A 16,458-nucleotide genomic window follows, 5' to 3' on the forward strand; every position below is an offset into this window, starting at 1 on the left:
ACTGGCCGGTCAGCTGTAGTAGTGTTCGATCTCCGCAGGTCCGGCCGCACCCTCCACGATGTACATCTGGAACCAGATCTCCAGGGCGACGAGTTTCCAGAGGAGTTTGTAGTGAGGCGTCAGCGCCTCCGCGGGATCTCGATCCAGGAGCGTTCGGACGTACGAGTCCTGCACGAACCCCTCTCGAACGATGTGCGGGTCGTCGAGGATAGATCGTGCGTGCGGGAGCAACTCGTCCCGCACGAACGGGTACGTCGGCATGGTGAAGCCCTGTTTGTCTTTCTGGAAGACGGCGGCCGGCAACCGGTCTCGCATCGCCTCCCGGAGTACCTTCTTCCCGGTCGTTCCGCCGATTGGCCCGGACCCGAACTTCTCGGACTGGGGCAGCGAGAGCGCGAGGTCGACGAGATCGTTGTCGAGGAAGGGAACCCGGGACTCGAGCGAGTGGCCCATGCTCATCCGGTCTTCGACCAGCAGGAAGTCGTCCGGCAGTTTCGTCTGAAAATCCCAGTCGAGGGATCGTTCGACCAGCGACTGACCGCCCGCCCCGCCCCCGCGGTCGCGGATCCACTCCGCTGGGACGAGCTCGTCCGGGAGCGACTCACCGAAGGCCCGTTCCCGAAACACCTCGATATCCCCGATCACGTCGCTGTTGTTGAGGAGGACGTAGAGGCGTGCCGGATCGTCGATGTGACGCTGGAGGGACGTGTCCTCGAGCGCCTCGTCGGCGTCGAGATCCTCGGCTGACAGGTGCGCTCGAAGTAGTCGTGTTGCCGTCTCGCTGATCCCCGCTCTGGTGTCGGCCGGTTCGGTGTCGCGCAACTGCTCGTACTCCTGTAAGCGGCTGTATCGGTAGATGTACCCGCCGAACAGCTCGTCGGCACCGAGGCCACCGAGCGCCACTTTGACGTGCTCACGCATCTCCTGGGCGACGTAGTAGGGGTAGAGATTTCGTTTGGGTTCGTCGGCGTACCAGATCATCTCCGGGAAGTCCCGCACGAACGACCCGTCGAGCGTGAGTTCGTGGTGGTCCGTTCCGAAGTGGTCCGCGACGGCCCTGGCGTCGGCGCGCTCGTCCCACTGCTGGTCCGCAAAGCCCATGCAGAACGTCTGGATCGGCTCGTCGCTGATCTCGGCGGCCATCGCCACCACGCTGCTGGTGTCGAGCCCGCCAGACAGGTAGAACCCGACCGGAACGTCGCTGACCAGCTGGCGTTCGACGGCGTTGTACAGCGCGTCTTCGACGGCCGCAGCCGGGTTCGACGGCGGTGTCGCGTCCGCCATCGCGGGGTTCCAGTACTCGTGATCCGTCCACGTCCACTCGTCGTCGGCCCGTGTTCCCTCCAGCACGTGCCCGGGGAGGACCGTCTCGATCCCCTGGAACAGCGTCGTCTGTGACGGCGAGAACCGGAGCTGAAGGAAATAGGTTAGCGCCTCTGTGTCGACGGCGGGTGCCACCAGGCCACCCTGGAGGATGCTCTTTGGCTCACTGGCGAAGGCCAGTCCGTCTTCGAGGGGTGCGTAGTAGAGCGGTTTGATCCCGGCGCGGTCCCGTGCCAGGAGCAGACGCTCCGCGCTCTCGTCCCAGAGCGCGACCGCGAACATCCCGTTCAGCCGCTCGAACACGTCACGCCCGTACTCCTCGTAGCCGTGAACCAGCACTTCGGTGTCGGTGTCGGTCGTGAACGTGTGCCCACGTGATTCGAGCGCCGACCGTAGCTGCCGGTAGTTGTAGATCTCGCCGTTGTAGACCACGACGACGTCACCGTCTTCGTTGTATATCGGCTGGTCACCGCCGCCGAGGTCGATGATGCTGAGCCGTCGACTGCCGAGCATCACCCCGTCGTCGTGGTACGTGCCCCTGCTATCGGGGCCGCGATGCGTGAGGCAGTCGGTCATCTCGTCGAGAAGCGACGGATCGTCGACGCCGACCACCCCACTGATGCCGCACATTACAGGTCAGCGTCCTCCTGCAACCACTCGAAGGTGCGTTCGAGCCCGTTACGGAACTCCGTCTCCGGTGCGTGGCCGAACAGCCGTTCGCACTTGCTCGTGTCGGCGTAGAAGTCGTCGATCTCGTCGGGGCGTTCGGGCTTGCGGTCGATCTCCGGCTCGACGCCGACGACCTCGGCCATCTCGTGGATCGCGTCCAGAATCGCCGTGTCCGTTCCCCGTCCCATGTTCACGACCTCGTTTGTCACGTCGCCTTCCAGCCCGTCGACGATGAACGCCGTGATGTCACGGACGTAAATGAAGTCCCGGGTCTGCTGACCGTCGCCGGTGACGAAGACGCCTTCGTCCCGTGCCAACCGGGAGAGGACGACCGGCACCAGCGCGCCCGAATCCGGGTACTGGTAGGGACCGTACACGTTGAAAAAGCGGAAGACGAGGTAGTCCAGATCGTACAGCTGGTTGTACACGTCGAGGTACTCCTCGACGGCGTGTTTGGCGACGCCGTAGGGTGACTGCGGGCTCGCCGGGTGATCTTCGGGGACGGGGACCGTCTCCACCTCTCCGACGAGCGACGATGCCGACGAGAAAAACACCTTCTCGATATCGTGTTCTCGGGCGGCGTCGAGAATATTCAGCGTCCCGACGACGTTGATTTCGGCGTTCAGCTTCGGGTCGTCGGTGCTGGCCGGGAGCGGGTGTGCCGCGAGATGTGCGACTGCGTCGACGTCGCTGACCGCGTCTTCGACGGCCTCCTCGTCGGTGATGTTGACGTCGCGGTATTCGACGTTGTCGGCGTCGTGATCGATCGGTTCGATGTCACAGGCGAGAACGTGGTGGTCCGTTCCACCGAGTTCGTCGAGAAGATTTCGACCGACGAATCCGGAGGCGCCGAAGACGGCGATGTGCATAGCCGACGTACGGAGGAGCGACCGTTTAGTTGCTTCGGTCTGGTAGGTGTCTCGCCAGCTGAGGGGGCCAGCCAAGGGTGAGGACAAAGTACATAAACCACAAGCATAACTCCGGAGTATGCCTATCGGCAGTGACCACGACATCGTCTATGCGAGCTGTACCGAGGGCGGGTACGAGGTCGTACGGAACCTGGTTCGCGAGGGTGTCGAGATCGCGGAACTCGTGACGCTGACCGAGGAACAAGCGGCCACCCACGACGTCGCGGGCTACCAATCCTTTGACGCGCTAGCAGATGAGCACGACGTTCCCGTCTATCACCCCGAGACGTACTCGATGACTGAGGCCGACACCGACCACTTCGAGTCGCTGGACGCCGACCTCCTGATCGTCAACGGGTGGCAACGGCTGATCCCGGAGCCCGTGTTGAAGACGTTCACGCGGGGGGCGCTCGGCGTCCACGGCAGCGCCTACGGCCTACCGAAGGGCCGGGGTCGCTCCCCGATGAACTGGTCGATCATCGAGGACCGAGACCGGTTCCTGCTGTCGGTCATCCGGCTGGACGCCGGGGTCGACTCCGGCGACATCGTGGACACGGTGAAGTACGACATCACCGAGTTCGACACGATTCGCACCCTCTACTACAAACTCGCCATCGCGACGAGCGAGATGCTTGTCGACTCGCTCGAACCGATCCTCGACGGGACCTTCGAGTACACGGAACAGGAGGGAGAGCCGACCTACTACCCGAAACGGACGCCTGAGGACGGGGCGATCAACTGGCAGAACGGAACTCGGGAGATTTACGACCTCGTCCGCGCCGTCGCCGCCCCCTATCCGGGCGCGTTCACCGAACACGAGGGCGTGCGGATCATGATCTGGGAGGCGATCCCTTTCTCCGACGACTTCGTGTTCAACGAGGCTCCGGGGACCGTCGTCCAGTCGTTCGTGACCACCGGCGATTTCGTCGTGAAGACGGCTGACGGCACGCTCTTGGTCACCGACTGGGAGGCCGAATCGTGGACCCCGACCGAGGGCGATCAGTTGGCATCCCTCGGTGAGCGAACCCGTGTAGACGCACCGGAGGCCGAGTGATGACCGGCACAACCGATCCCATCGACGACGTTAGCTTCACCTTCGAGTGGTACGAGTCGCTGCTCAAGCTCCTTCAGTCCGAGGATCGGAAGTTCCGGACCTTCGAGGACGACGTTGATGGGGGGACGGTCCTGTACCGACACGACGTGGACTGGTCCCCGCGAAAAGCGGTCGAACTCGGCCGGATCGAGGCCGAGCACGACGTCACCGCTACGTATTTTTTCCTGGTGACGTCGCCGTTCTACAACCCTCAGACAGAGGCGGTACGGTCTGCAATCGAGAAACTGGCTGACCTCGGCCACGAAATCGGGCTACACTTTAGCACGCACCAGTACGACGTGGACGAATCGACGCCGCTCGAGAAGGTTGCGGAACGGGTCGATCGTGAAGGCCGGATTCTCGGAGAAGCCGCCGGGACGAGCGTCGACGTCGTCTCCTTCCACAATCCGCCGGATTGGATCCTGCGGGAGACGTTCGAGGACTTCGTGAGCACCTACGAGCCACGGTTTTTCGAGACGGTGGAGTACCGCGCGGACTCGAACCAGCGCTGGCGCGAGACCCATCCTTTCGCCGATGGGGTCCCAGATCCGTTGCAGGTGCTCACCCATCCGGTCCTCTGGGGCGAGCGGGACGCCTGGGCCGTCGACCGTCTCCGGGAGGAGCGTGACTACCACGCGGTGGGGATCGACGAGCACCTGGCCAGGACGGATCGGACCTGGGAATCGCCGCTGGGAATCGGGCGACTGGACGACGACGGCCCGCTGTACTGACCCGGATGAGCGAAATACACATACGCACTCGGCTACAGGGAAGAGTCAACGCTCCAATGGCTGATTCATCGTCGCACGTTTCGATCGCTGACGGCGCACAGTTTGGGGTCGCCTACGCCAACGATACTGCACCGCCAGAGGTGGGTCCGGGGAGCGTCATTCGCTCGGGCACGATCGTCTACGACGATGTGCGTGCGGGCGACTCATTCCAGACTGGCCACCACGCGCTCGTTCGCGAGCAGACCGTCCTGGGTGACGACGTCCTCGTCGGCACGCAGTCGGTCATCGACGGGACCACCACGGTCGGCGATGACGTGAGTATGCAAACCGGCGTCTACGTCCCCAGCGAAACGAAGATCGGGTCGAACGTCTTTATCGGGCCCAACGCGACGTTGCTCAACGATCAGTATCCGGTGCGGACCGACGCCGACCTGATCGGTCCAACGATCGAGAACGGCGTCTCCGTCGGCGCGAACGCGACGATTCTTCCGGGTGTGACGGTCGGCGAGGGGGCGTTCATCGCCGCCGGCTCGGTCGTCACCGAGGACGTGCCGCCCTGGACCCTGGCGGCCGGCGTCCCGGCGACCCACCGAGAGCTACCGCCGGAGTTAGACGGAGAAAATCAGCTATGACCATCCCTATCGCGAACCCGCAGGTATCCGAGGCCGCCAAGGAGGCCGTCTGTGACGTTCTGGACTCGGGGATGCTCGCCGACGGAGAGGTCGTCCGCGAGTTCGAGTCCGCCTTCGCCGACTACGTCGGTGTGGAACACGCCGTGGCGACCTCCTCGGGGACGACGGCGCTACACGCGATGTTCGAGGCCGCTGGCGTCGGCGAGGATGACGTCGTGTTGACGACTCCGTTCTCGTTTATCTCGACTGCCAACGCCGTCAAACACGCCGGCGCAGAGGTCACCTTCACGGATGTGCGGCTGGACACGTGCAATCTGGACCCGACTGCCGTCCGCGAGACACTGGCCGAGCGCGACGACGTGACTGCACTCATGCCCGTCCACCTCTACGGCTTGCCCGCCGATATGGAGGAGTTCCGCGAGATCGCCCGCGAACACGACCTCTTGCTGTTCGAGGACGCGGCCCAGGCCCACGGAGCATCGTACAACGGCGAGATGGTCGGGTCCATCGGCGACGCGGGTGCATTCTCCTTTTATCCGACGAAGAACATGACGACCGGCGAGGGCGGGATGATCACGACCGACGACGAGGCGCTGGCTGAGCGAGCGCGGCGGCTCATCGATCACGGCCGGGTCAGCGGGTACGAGCACGCCGAGATCGGCTACAACTTTCGTATGACCAACATCCAGGCGGCCATCGGTCGCGACCAGATCGACCGACTCCCGGACTGGATCGACCGACGACGGGAGAATGCGGCCCGGCTCACCGGGGAACTGGCCGGTATCGACGACGTCGAGACACCCACTATCCCAGCCGACCGGACCCACGCCTTTCATCAATACACCATCCGGACCGAGCACCGCGAGCGGATTCAGGCGGCCCTGGACGCTGCCAGTATCGGTTACGCCGTCTACTATCCAGTTCCGATCCCGGCACAGCCGGCCTACGACCAGCTTGGCGAGTATCCGGTCGCGAGCGACCTGAGTGAACGCGTGCTCTCGCTGCCGGTCCATCCCCAAGTGACCGCGGAAGACGTCGACGCCATTGCCGGTGCCGTCCAGCGTGCGGAGGTGAACGAGGCGTGACCGACCAACCGATCCCAGTCGGCGTCGTCGGAGCCGGGAACATGGGTGCGAATCACATCAGAGTGTACGACGAACTCTCGGGGGCAGACCTGGTCGAAGTCGTTGAGCCGAACCCAGACCGTGCGGCGGCGGTCAGCGACGAGTACGATATCCGGATCGTCGACGATGTCGCCGATCTGGAGGCCGCCGAGGCGGTCACGGTCGCGGTCCCGAATCGGTTTCACCACGACGTGGCCATCGACTGCTTGGAACGGGGGTTGGATGTCCTCGTCGAGAAACCGCTGGCCAACTCCGTTGAAGCCGCAGAACGGATCGTCGAGACGGCCTCCGACGAGGACGCGGTGCTGCAGGTCGGACACATCGAGCGGTTCAATCCCGCGGTCGAGACCTTGCAGAAACTCCTTGAGGATCAGGTCGTCATTGCACTTGACGCACATCGACTGGGGCCGTTCAGCGACCAGCTCTCGGAGGAAAACGTCGTGTTCGACCTGATGATCCACGACATCGACATCTTGAATTATCTCGTCCCTGGTGCGCTATCGACGATCAACGCGGTCGGCACCACGACTCGGTCGACCGAACTCGATCATGTCATCGCGCAATTCAAATCGTCCGACGGCGTCGTCTCAAGCGTCACCGCGAGTCACGTCACACACGGGAAAGTCAGGACCCTCGACGTGACGACGAAAGACGTGTTCGTCCGACTCGATTACCAGAAACAGGACGTCACCGTCCAGCGGCGTGGCTCGGAACGGACCACGAACATCATCGACGGGTCGGGATACCGGACCGAGACCGTGACAGAGAATCCCTACATCAACCGGGAAGAACCGCTAAAAAACGAACTCCGTCACTTCCTTGACTCGGTGGCGACGCGAACCAAGCCCCGTGTCGGCGGCAAAGTCGGTGTCGAGGCGGTCCGCCTGGCGAGGTCCGTCATCGACCGGTGTGAGTGAGGATGCCTCAAGTCCGGGATCCCTGCCAAAACCGGCCCAGACCGTGTGGAACCAGGGTCCGGCACCGCTACATTTTAATAAGGCTGGTTCCGTGTTCGGCTACGTATGAGCGGCATCGAGAATGTAGTTCTTGTCTCCATCGACGACCTCAGATACGACTGTATCGGCCCGGCGAAACCGACCGGGTGGCTCGACCAACACGGGTTGACGGTCGAGACCCCCACCTTCGACCGCCTGGCCGAGACGGGAACGCTCTTTCACGACACCGTCAGCACGTCGTCGTACACGCCGCCCTCTCACGCGTCGCTGTTCTCCGGTCTCTATCCGAAGAACCACGGAGTGAAGACGTTCTTCAATTCGATGAGTCCGGGAGTCGATACACTGGCCGAGGCGTTCTCCCGCGACGGCTATCGGACCACCGCCTGGATCGAGAACATCGCACTCGACATTCTGGACGTCACCCGGGGGTTCGACACCGTTCGCTGTCCCTTCGAGGAGGACGAACACGACCTCTTCGAATTCGTCGAGGCGGCTGGCGAAACCGACCGGACTTTCACGTTCGTCCATCTGTTCGACGTTCACAAACCCTACATACACACCCCTGGTGGCGGGGAACGACACCAATACAACGAGCGGTACCTCTCGGAACTCGGGTCGATTCTCGACGGGATCTGTGACCCGTCTGCCATGCTCGATGCCGCGGAAGCGGAAGCCAGAGAGCAGGTCGACCGGTACGACGACCTGCCGGACTCCCTCAGAGAGTACGCGACGTACCGGAGTCTCGATTACCTCATCAGACAGGAACTCGAATCACAGGTCGGTGACGACCGGTTCCAGTACCTGGCCGAAATGTACGCTCGTGGCGTCGAGGTTTTCGACACCGGCCGTTTCGCCGATCTGATCGAGCGGCTCCGTGCTGTCATGCCGGAGGACTACCTCCTGATCGTGACGTCGGACCACGGCGAAACCCGCTGCCGTTGGCGGGACCGAGAGGACTTTTTCAACAGCTTTAATGTTTCCGAGGGCGCGGTGCGGGTTCCGCTGTTCGTCGAGTCCGATCAGTGGGCCCCGGCCGTCGACCAGTCGACGCCGGTGAACCATGTCGACCTCGCTCCGACTATCGCGGACGTGGTTGGACTCGAGTGGGACGGGCCCGCTGACGGGGTCTCACTCGCGGGCGAGGGTCCCGACGACGACCGCTACCTGTACAACGAGTCGTGGTTCTACGAGGGTGGCGCGAACTTTTTCGGGACGATCCGGGATCCGGGCGACGGCGGGTTGAGTGAAGCGGCTGTCCGTCAGTATCCGTACAAATTCGTCCGCTCGTTCGCCGAGACGGGCAGTCCCGAACGGGCACTCTACCACATCGAGGCCGACCCGCTGGAACGGGACCCCCTTCCTGACAATCACGAAATGTACGAGCCGCTCGCGCTGGCGCTTGAATCCTATCTCGATGGGGTGAGCCAGTCGTGTGAACCGAATCTGGAACAGCGAAACTCGGACGAGATGGAAGAACGGCTACGGGCGCTGGGGTACCTGGAGTGACCACGACAGCCGTACGGGACTTCAGCAGACGACGATCCGTTGGTTTTCCTAATAGTTGGATTTATATTCCAAACTCTCTACCGTACCCCCATGTCTCAAGAGCAGACGAAACAACATTTTGACTATCGATGGCAACAGGACCCGGTCACCGGGGAGGAAGTCGAAAAACGCGCCCGTGACCGAATTATTCGGAACGGATGGACGGTAGAGGAGTTTGAGGAGTGGGTGAAGGGCAAGAAGGTTTTGGACGTAGGCTGCGGGATGGGGTGGTGGACGGACTATGTCGACGATCTGAACGGTGAAGCCGAAGCGGTTGGCATCGATCTCTCTGAGGGCGCAATCGAACAGGGCCACGAACTCGGTATCGAGAACATCCATGTCGGGGACATGAGCAATCTCGATTTCTCCGACGAAGAGTTCGATTACATCGCTGTAGAGAACTGTCTCCACCAGACGCCTAAACCGGAAGAGTACTTCCAGCATATCGTCACGAAGCTCAAACCCGGTGGAACGATTACGCTGTACGTTTACAAAGAGAAATCGCGAATCCGGGAGGCCGCAGACACGCTCATTCGTGACGAGACTGTCGACATGGACCGCGAGGACGTCCTCCAGTTTGCAGAGCAGATGTCGGGAGTTGGTGAGGAACTTTACAACCTGGACGAAGAGATTACGGTCCCGGACATTCCGTTGCTCGGAATCGAAGGTGGTACATACACCGTCCACGAATTCGTCTACCGTCACCTCTTACACTGTTATTACGACTGGGACGGGAAGGGTCAGGAGTACAGCGTCCTGTGCAACTTCAACTGGTTCAACCCGGAGTACACGTTCCGATTCAGTGAATCTGAACTCCGGTCGATGTTCGACGAGGCGGGACTCGAAGTCGTTCATTTCAACGAGCAAATGAGTGGCCATTCTGTTCGGGCCGAAAAACGGGAATGAGGGGTTCCTACCGTACATCGGGAGCGACGAAGGATCGGTAGCCGATAACCGTCGCTGCAGCAATTTCATCTTTCGCTGATTTCGGTGTGATCGTCAGTGTTGCGGACGTTTCAGTCCCGAGTCGTGCAACGGCCCCACGTTTGGTCTGCTGCCCGGACCCTGTTATGCCACTGATGCCAGTTTTGACGTTGTTTCCCTGCGCGTCAGCCGTCGAGAGTGCCGTGGTGACTTCGTCCCCGTCTGCTGTTCTGTACTCGACGACGAGCCGAACTGCTTTGGTATCTGTTGGCAATGCGATCGTATTCGACCCCGCCTGAAGCGGTATCGATTGGCTCCACGCGTTAATCTCGGTTAATCGGTCCAAACTGGGGATGTCGTCAAATTCTGCGAGACCGATTGAACCGTTATTATCCGCGGTGTCCTGCCCGTTGTAGTAGAACCGCGCTCGACCGTCGATGTTCTGCACAGTGTCGTGTGTCCTGTTGTCCTTCAGCCACGACCCACCGTAGACCCACTTCTCTTCCCACGTCCCCGGCGGCCCCGTATCGAGGACGCGCCCGGACACTGGAACGAACTCGAACCCGTCCCCGACCATGGCGTAGGTCTCACGCTGATCCGGTTCGTTCTCTAATAACCGTCCGACCATCGCGGTGAGACAGTACTGGTCGTCCGCGGCGAAGACACTGACGTTCCCGATGATCGTCCCGCTCCGTGGAAAGGCATCGGCCGTCGAAATCACGCCTCGGGGCCGGAGGTCACCGTGGTCACCGACCGCACAAAAGAGGACACAGTGGCTGTCCCCCGCGTCCGGGTCTGCCCACCCCTTCGTCCAGTAGAAGCCATAATACACATTGGTCGAGCCGATACTGACCATGTCTGTCAACTGGGGGTTCCGACAGGCGCCGCCGAATTTCTCCTCGAGTTCCTCGCTGGTCAACGCAGGACTTCGACCGTCGTCCCGCAGCTTTGTCGGATGCTCTCCCACGGCATGGCCGATGCTCCCACCGTCTTCTCCGCCGTCGGCTCTGTAGTACAGATGATACCGGTTCTCCGACGCTTCGTATACGAAGACCGGATGATGTATCTCGTTCACCGACAGGCTGCCGTCGGCGGGGCCGAACGTTGTGTCAGTCAATCGCCACTCTATGCCATCAGTACTCCTCCAGAGACGGAACCGACGACGGTTTTGATCGAGTTCATCGGACTTGACGAACATGAAATAGTCGCCGTCGACGCGAACGACCGCGGGTTGGTACTGTTCATATTCGGCAGCCGGATTCTGGTATGGTGTTATCAATGGATTGGCATCGTGCTTCGAACTCGACCACATCGAGAATTGCAATGGGTGCCGGTCGAAATAAGCTTACTGACAGTCATTGTAAAGTGATCGCTTCAGGGACCGATGCCACAGTGGATTCTTCAGCTCTGGAGAGCGTAATCCCGTTTCCTTTATTAATAATATCTCTTGTGATCGGTAGTTGCTTATTGTAGAAAAAATTTATCATGTAGACAATGCAGCAAATCTACCGTAAATTTATTGATGTGAAGCTCAGGGACTGTCGGTTGTTCAACGAGTCGTGGTTCTAGGGGACAGAGCGGACTTTTTCGGAAATACAGAATCCGGACGAGTACGGACTGAGCTAAGCAGTGCCCCGTCAGCACTCTACAAATTTGTCCGCTCGTTCGCCGAAACCGGTGGATCCGAGCGGGCACTGACGACTTTGAAGCCAATCCGCTCTCACAAGACCCTCACTAGACAAGCACAAGATGTACGAGCGGCTCGCGTTAGCACTCGAATACTATCTTGATGGCACAAACCGGTCGTGTGAATCGAACCCTGAACAGCGGAAAATTGACGATTTGGAGCAAATCTGTGGGCGCTGGAGTATTTGGAGTAAGAGTAAAGAACTCCCCGCTTAACCAACGAAACGTAACTCCCGACAACATGAGCAGTAAACTAATAAAACATATGCCGAAATCAGCACTTTCGTTCGTGCGGGGTACCGCCGCACGGTATCTCCCCGAAGGTGGCCCCAAAGATTGGCTTAGACAGAAATATACGGTGTCCGAACGAACAGCAAAGGTTGAGCAACTCGACATCGTTGACTCCGGTTTCGGAACCATCGAGGGCGAGACGTATCCGTACATCGAACTGGCGAACGGACATGTCTTCTATGGCTACACGTCCGACGAGTACGAGAACGATTATGCGCAACTCGATCAAGCGATCAAAGACGTTCTTATTCCCGAAGCTTACTTTGTCGCGTACGACTATTACCGGAGCTACGTAGATACCAGCATATTCGACCAAATCAAATACTACGATCCGAAGCCGGGTGATACGGTTGTCCAGGTCGGCCCCTACCACGGCCACTTCACTACGAAGTTATCACACATGGTTGGTGAAGAGGGAACCGTCGTCGCTATTGAAGCCCACCCGGAAAATCACCGACTGCTCGAGGCCAATGTTCGAGAGAACTGTCTTGACAACGTCAGGACACTAAACAGGGCGGTTTCTAACACAGACGGCGATCTCGAGTTCTACGTGACGACGGGTGCGAGTGGGAAAACGTACAGCCTCAAACGGGAAAATTTCGACGAGTTTGATGAAATTACGGAAGACATGATCTCGACGATTACGGTCGAGGGCTTGACCCTAGATGGAATCGTCGACGATATGGAGATAGAATCCGTCGACTATCTCATCTTAACTGTGAATATGGAAGAAGCGAACATCCTCCGTGGCGCTTTCCGGACCTTGCAAAAGGATCTGGATCTCGCCTTGGTCGCCTGTTCGGAACTATCGGCCATTGAAGAGATCCTAGCGGAGCACGGGTTTGAATACACGATCGACGAGGCGTTCGCCCCCGTTGTCTATGCATCAAAGCGAGGGCTCGTGGACCCAGACTGAGCGCCGCTCCTTGGAAGAATAGGTAGAACTGAGAAGAACCACTGGCTCCCGAACGCAACGGTCCTGAAACCAACATTGATAATGAAGCTGTTACAAGTCGGAAACGCTGCTAACTTGCCGTACGTCTGTTCAAAGCGGCTCAGAGACCGAGGTATCGAAACAGAGCAGGTGTTCCTCGACCGTCACGTGACGAACCATCCGCTCTGGATGGAAGTTGACACGGACCTCTCGGAACTAACCGACCAGAGCGGGGATGCTAAGTGGGGGCCTGATCAGCAGCGACGGCTCGAAGACTGGGTCACTCCTGTGTCGGTCGATGCAGATGATGAACCACTGAAAGATCTGCACGCCCACTCGGAGATGGTGCGTCAGATTCGGGCCGTCGATTGCGATGTAATCCACGCTTGGAACATCTGGAGTGCGATCTGGGCCTCGTTCTCCGGGACACCGTACATATATCACATCACAGGACACTACGACTGGCAACGGGACCGACACGTCGACAGCACGCTCTTCAGGATTCCGCTGTACGTTCTGGTCAAACGTGCGATCCGAGGCGCATCGGTCGTCGTGGGCCTTGGAAAGTGGCTTAGTGACTTCCGCTCCCGATACGACCGGGCCGAGACGGCCGAGCTCGATCCGCTTCTCGCCACCGAACTGTTCCATCCGGCCGAGGATACCCACACCGAACACGACGGTCTCGAACTGTTCGCCGGGGCGCGCCACGACTGGGAGACCAAACGGAACGACGTCATGTTCGAGGCGCTTGCTGGGTTCAACGGATCCGACGTCCAGCTCACGACTATCGAGTGGGGCAACGACGTGGACCGCTCGAAGCGTCTGGTCTCGGAACTGGGGCTCCAGGATTCGGTCACGTTCGCACCGCTCATGTCGAAACCGCGGTTAGCCAGAGATATCCGGCACGCTGACGCCGTCTTGGATCAATTCCGGTTCGGGTTCGGGTCGCTAGCTAGGCAGTCGCTGGCCTGTGGCACGCCGTTGATATCGGCCGTCGACGAGTCGCGGTGGGAACACCCACCGCCGATCATGCGGGCTTCGACCCCCGAGGAAGTGCGACAGCGACTCGGGGAACTGGAGACAGAGAGCGACGACGCCCGGGAACGGTCTGTCGCGTGGATCGACCGTCACTACGACCAGGAGTCGCTGATGAACCGGTACGTGGACCTCTACGAGCGACACGCCGAGTGAAACCTGGGAGTTGGTTTCGGAACCGAAAGGCATTATCCCTGAGGCCCTGATTGAGGCCCAAGGCCATCGTCGCTATGTATTCGTTCTCACAACTTCGGAAAGGGCTGGCACACCCTGTTCTCGTCGGTCGAGAACTCAACCGACTCTATTTCCGACGGCGTGGCGACGCCGGGTACAACACGAAAGGCATCGACGTCTTCGAGGAAGACTGGGACAATCTGATCGTTCTCGACGCCTGCCGCTACGACCTCTTCCGTGACCGAAACACGCTTGGTGGGGGCCTGGAATCTCGGATCTCTCGCGGTTCGAGTACCCGGGACTTCCTTCGGGGGAACTTCGCCGATCGCATGTTTCCGGACACCGTCTACGTAACCGCCAATCCGGTTCCCTATCACTACCGCGAAGAGATCAGAGCAGAGTTCCACGACGTGATCCACGTCTGGAAGGAAGAGGGGTGGGACGAGGAACTCGGGACGGTCCGCCCGGAGACGACGACCGAGTACGCCCGCCGCGCCGCCGAGGAGTATCCAAACAAACGGCTGATCGTCCACTACATCCAACCGCACTACCCGTTCCTCGACGCGAGCCTGGAGTTCGACAAGGGTCACCTTGCCGATCCGGACGTCGAGGATCCGGACCCGAACTTCTGGCGGCGACGGCTCCTGGGCGACCTCGATGTCTCGACGGAGACGCTCTGGACCGCTTACGCCGAGAACCTGGACGCCGTGTTGCCTCACGTGACCGATCTTCTTTCGGACCTCACTGGAAAGACGGTCGTCACGTCGGATCACGGGAACGTCTTCGGCGAGCGTGCATTCCCGTTCCCTATCCGGGAGTGGGGCCACCCCTCGGGCGTCTACATTCCGGACCTCGTCACGGTCCCGTGGCTCATCTGTGACGGTGACGGCGAGCGAAAGGAGATCACTGCGGGCGATACCACGACAGATCTATCGGAGGTCGACGACGGAACGGTCGCGGAGCGTCTCAACAGTCTCGGATACGTAGAGTGATCGGCCGCGCGACGCTCATTCCATGTAGCCCAGTTTCTTCAGCCGATCTCTCACCTCGTCGTCTTTGATGTCCGTAGACGTCTGGGCTTGGTCCGACACGGCGTCCCGATTCCGGTGTGTGGCGGCAATGTCGCGGAACCGTTCGAGTTGCTCGTCGGCCTCGTTGGTGACTAACTTCCCTTCCAGATCGGCTTCGGTCCGGGCGTATAGTCGTTCTTTGTCCGCGACCTTGTCGAGGACGTACTTGTACTCACTGCTGACGAACGCGGCACGGTAGTCCGGCGTTAGCTCGGCTTCCCCGATGGCGATCGGGTCGCTCTCATCCCTCGCTACCAGTGACGTTCCCTCGAACGAAGACGGGGTGTCGGCACCGACGATGTCGAGGACGGTCGGGGCGACACTGATCAGTTCCGTCGGTTCAGTAACGACGCCGTCCTCGAGCGTTCCGGTCGGGTCGTCGATCACGAGCGGGACGTTGAGCAACACGTCTTCGGTGCGATGGGGATGACTGTAGTACCCGTGTTCGTCGAATCCGTCGCCGTGGTCTGCAGTGATGATAACGAGCGTCGGGCGGTCCGTCGTTTCGGTCACAGTCTCGACGAGACGGCCAATCTCCGAATCGGTATATGCGACCTCCTCTCGATAGGTTTCGAGCAATTCACGGTGTTCTTTGTCGGTGATATCTTCTGGGGAGTGAACTGCCTTCTGCCAGAGACGCTCTCCCCGAAATTTGTTGTAGTAGACGAACCCGTCCTTGCGCTGGTATGGACCGTGAACGTCCATGTAGTGGGTCCAGAGGAAGAGTGGGTCCTCGGAGTCTTGCTCGTCGGTCCATTCGATGGCTCGGTCGGTGATCGTTTCGGCCGGGATGTACGCGTGTGTCCGGAGTAACCGTCGTAGTTTGTTCGTTAGGAGTTTGAAACTCCCGGGGAGTGACAGACCGGAGAACGGGAGATCGGCGTCAAATGTGTCGAAACCACGGTCGAATTCGAAGAGATTCGACAGCAACGGATTCGAGTGGAACCCGGCCGTCCGGTAGCCTTTGTCGGAAACCGCTTCGGCCAGCATCGTTCCCTCGGTCAGGTAGACGCCGACTACGTCCCCAGCAAACGACGTGTAGGTGAGTGCCGAGGGGTACCGGCCGGTGAACAGCGATGGCATCGAAAACGTGGTGAACGGACCTTGCGCGTACGCGTTGGTGTAGGTTGTGCCGTCCTCTGCTACGGCGTCGATACCCGGTGTATCGACCGGCGAGTCGGCGATACAACTGACGTAATCGGCACGTAGAGAGTCGACGGTAACGAAGAGGACGTTCGGGTTCATTTCAGTGGATGTATCCGGTGTCGCATTCCCTCTGCGACTATTTATTCATCCCGCCTTCCGGAACTGTGTCCCAGCCGTCGATACGGCTAGGTAATCGAATACGATATGATCGATCTCT

The 16,458-nt window shown here is 60.1% G+C and carries 14 protein-coding genes; 10 read left to right on the forward strand and 4 right to left on the reverse strand.

What is annotated here, in order from left to right:
• Nucleotides 1–9: 9 nt before the first annotated feature.
• Nucleotides 10–1,953, reverse strand: a complete 1,944-nt coding sequence (gene asnB / locus EAF64_RS16795) for an asparagine synthase (glutamine-hydrolyzing) (protein WP_129070135.1) — start codon at nt 1,951–1,953, stop codon at nt 10–12.
• The gene (locus tag EAF64_RS16800) at nt 1,953–2,861 is read right to left on the reverse strand and encodes an NAD-dependent epimerase/dehydratase family protein (protein ID WP_193767736.1); all 909 of its coding nucleotides are present in this window, start codon (nt 2,859–2,861) and stop codon (nt 1,953–1,955) included. The genes asnB and EAF64_RS16800 overlap by 1 nt, the downstream gene beginning before the upstream one ends.
• A gap of 118 nt (nt 2,862–2,979) precedes the next feature.
• On the opposite strand from EAF64_RS16800, the gene EAF64_RS16805 reads away from it, so the two are divergent.
• The 7 genes from EAF64_RS16805 (at nt 2,980) to EAF64_RS16835 (ending at nt 9,887) form a co-directional block, all read left to right on the forward strand.
• A complete protein-coding gene (locus EAF64_RS16805) occupies nt 2,980–3,954 on the forward strand; it encodes a methionyl-tRNA formyltransferase (protein WP_129070137.1) in 975 nt (324 codons plus the stop codon).
• Nucleotides 3,954–4,724 carry a hypothetical protein gene (locus EAF64_RS16810; protein WP_129070138.1) on the forward strand — a complete coding sequence of 257 codons (771 nt, stop codon included), beginning with the start codon at nt 3,954–3,956 and terminating at the stop codon, nt 4,722–4,724. Before EAF64_RS16805 ends, EAF64_RS16810 begins: the two co-directional genes overlap by 1 nt.
• Nucleotides 4,725–4,780: 56 nt before the next feature.
• Nucleotides 4,781–5,356 carry an acyltransferase gene (locus EAF64_RS16815; protein WP_129070139.1) on the forward strand — a complete coding sequence of 192 codons (576 nt, stop codon included), beginning with the start codon at nt 4,781–4,783 and terminating at the stop codon, nt 5,354–5,356.
• A complete protein-coding gene (locus tag EAF64_RS16820) occupies nt 5,353–6,441 on the forward strand; it encodes a DegT/DnrJ/EryC1/StrS family aminotransferase (protein WP_129070140.1) in 1,089 nt (362 codons plus the stop codon). The genes EAF64_RS16815 and EAF64_RS16820 overlap by 4 nt, the downstream gene beginning before the upstream one ends.
• The gene (locus EAF64_RS16825; protein WP_129070141.1) at nt 6,438–7,397 is read left to right on the forward strand and encodes a Gfo/Idh/MocA family protein; all 960 of its coding nucleotides are present in this window, start codon (nt 6,438–6,440) and stop codon (nt 7,395–7,397) included. The genes EAF64_RS16820 and EAF64_RS16825 overlap by 4 nt, the downstream gene beginning before the upstream one ends.
• A 105-nt stretch (nt 7,398–7,502) precedes the next feature.
• Nucleotides 7,503–8,942 (forward strand): sulfatase family protein, encoded by a 1,440-nt coding sequence (locus EAF64_RS16830; RefSeq protein WP_129070142.1) that lies wholly within the window; start codon nt 7,503–7,505, stop codon nt 8,940–8,942.
• A gap of 90 nt (nt 8,943–9,032) precedes the next feature.
• Nucleotides 9,033–9,887 carry a class I SAM-dependent methyltransferase gene (locus EAF64_RS16835; RefSeq protein WP_129070143.1) on the forward strand — a complete coding sequence of 285 codons (855 nt, stop codon included), beginning with the start codon at nt 9,033–9,035 and terminating at the stop codon, nt 9,885–9,887.
• A 7-nt stretch (nt 9,888–9,894) separates the two neighbouring features.
• On the opposite strand, the gene EAF64_RS16840 is transcribed toward EAF64_RS16835, so the two are convergent.
• Entirely contained in the window at nt 9,895–11,217 is a 1,323-nt protein-coding gene (locus tag EAF64_RS16840; protein WP_129070144.1) for a hypothetical protein, read from the reverse strand.
• Between the two features lie 615 nt (nt 11,218–11,832).
• On the opposite strand from EAF64_RS16840, the gene EAF64_RS16845 reads away from it, so the two are divergent.
• From EAF64_RS16845 to EAF64_RS16855, 3 genes are all read left to right on the forward strand, one after another.
• On the forward strand, nt 11,833–12,798 hold the full coding sequence (locus EAF64_RS16845) for an FkbM family methyltransferase (protein WP_193767737.1): 966 nt from the start codon (nt 11,833–11,835) through the stop codon (nt 12,796–12,798).
• 207 nt (nt 12,799–13,005) lie between these two features.
• Nucleotides 13,006–14,007 carry a glycosyltransferase gene (locus EAF64_RS16850; protein ID WP_129070146.1) on the forward strand — a complete coding sequence of 334 codons (1,002 nt, stop codon included), beginning with the start codon at nt 13,006–13,008 and terminating at the stop codon, nt 14,005–14,007.
• A gap of 74 nt (nt 14,008–14,081) precedes the next feature.
• Nucleotides 14,082–15,017: a hypothetical protein gene (locus EAF64_RS16855; protein ID WP_129070147.1), complete on the forward strand. Its 936-nt coding sequence runs from the start codon at nt 14,082–14,084 to the stop codon at nt 15,015–15,017.
• Nucleotides 15,018–15,032: 15 nt separating this feature from the next.
• On the opposite strand, the gene EAF64_RS16860 is transcribed toward EAF64_RS16855, so the two are convergent.
• A complete protein-coding gene (locus EAF64_RS16860; protein ID WP_129070148.1) occupies nt 15,033–16,340 on the reverse strand; it encodes a sulfatase in 1,308 nt (435 codons plus the stop codon).
• Nucleotides 16,341–16,458: the final 118 nt, after the last annotated feature.

Origin of the sequence: Halorientalis pallida (genome assembly GCF_004118325.1) — an archaeon.
GTDB classification, from domain to species: Archaea; Halobacteriota; Halobacteria; order Halobacteriales; family Haloarculaceae; genus Halorientalis; species Halorientalis pallida.

Excerpts from the sequence above, each read along its gene's own strand:
- EAF64_RS16810 (WP_129070138.1), top strand. The coding sequence starts at position 3,954 with ATGACCGGCACAACCGATCCCATCGACGACGTTAGCTTCACCTTCGAG.
- EAF64_RS16820 (WP_129070140.1), top strand. The coding sequence starts at position 5,353 with ATGACCATCCCTATCGCGAACCCGCAGGTATCCGAGGCCGCCAAGGAG.
- EAF64_RS16850 (WP_129070146.1), top strand. The coding sequence starts at position 13,006 with ATGGAAGTTGACACGGACCTCTCGGAACTAACCGACCAGAGCGGGGAT.
- EAF64_RS16840 (WP_129070144.1), bottom strand. The coding sequence starts at position 11,217 with ATGTGGTCGAGTTCGAAGCACGATGCCAATCCATTGATAACACCATAC.
- EAF64_RS16815 (WP_129070139.1), top strand. The coding sequence starts at position 4,781 with ATGGCTGATTCATCGTCGCACGTTTCGATCGCTGACGGCGCACAGTTT.
- EAF64_RS16855 (WP_129070147.1), top strand. The coding sequence starts at position 14,082 with ATGTATTCGTTCTCACAACTTCGGAAAGGGCTGGCACACCCTGTTCTC.
- EAF64_RS16835 (WP_129070143.1), top strand. The coding sequence starts at position 9,033 with ATGTCTCAAGAGCAGACGAAACAACATTTTGACTATCGATGGCAACAG.
- EAF64_RS16845 (WP_193767737.1), top strand. The coding sequence starts at position 11,833 with ATGAGCAGTAAACTAATAAAACATATGCCGAAATCAGCACTTTCGTTC.
- EAF64_RS16830 (WP_129070142.1), top strand. The coding sequence starts at position 7,503 with ATGAGCGGCATCGAGAATGTAGTTCTTGTCTCCATCGACGACCTCAGA.
- asnB (WP_129070135.1), bottom strand. The coding sequence starts at position 1,953 with ATGTGCGGCATCAGTGGGGTGGTCGGCGTCGACGATCCGTCGCTTCTC.
- EAF64_RS16860 (WP_129070148.1), bottom strand. The coding sequence starts at position 16,340 with ATGAACCCGAACGTCCTCTTCGTTACCGTCGACTCTCTACGTGCCGAT.
- EAF64_RS16805 (WP_129070137.1), top strand. The coding sequence starts at position 2,980 with ATGCCTATCGGCAGTGACCACGACATCGTCTATGCGAGCTGTACCGAG.
- EAF64_RS16800 (WP_193767736.1), bottom strand. The coding sequence starts at position 2,861 with ATGCACATCGCCGTCTTCGGCGCCTCCGGATTCGTCGGTCGAAATCTT.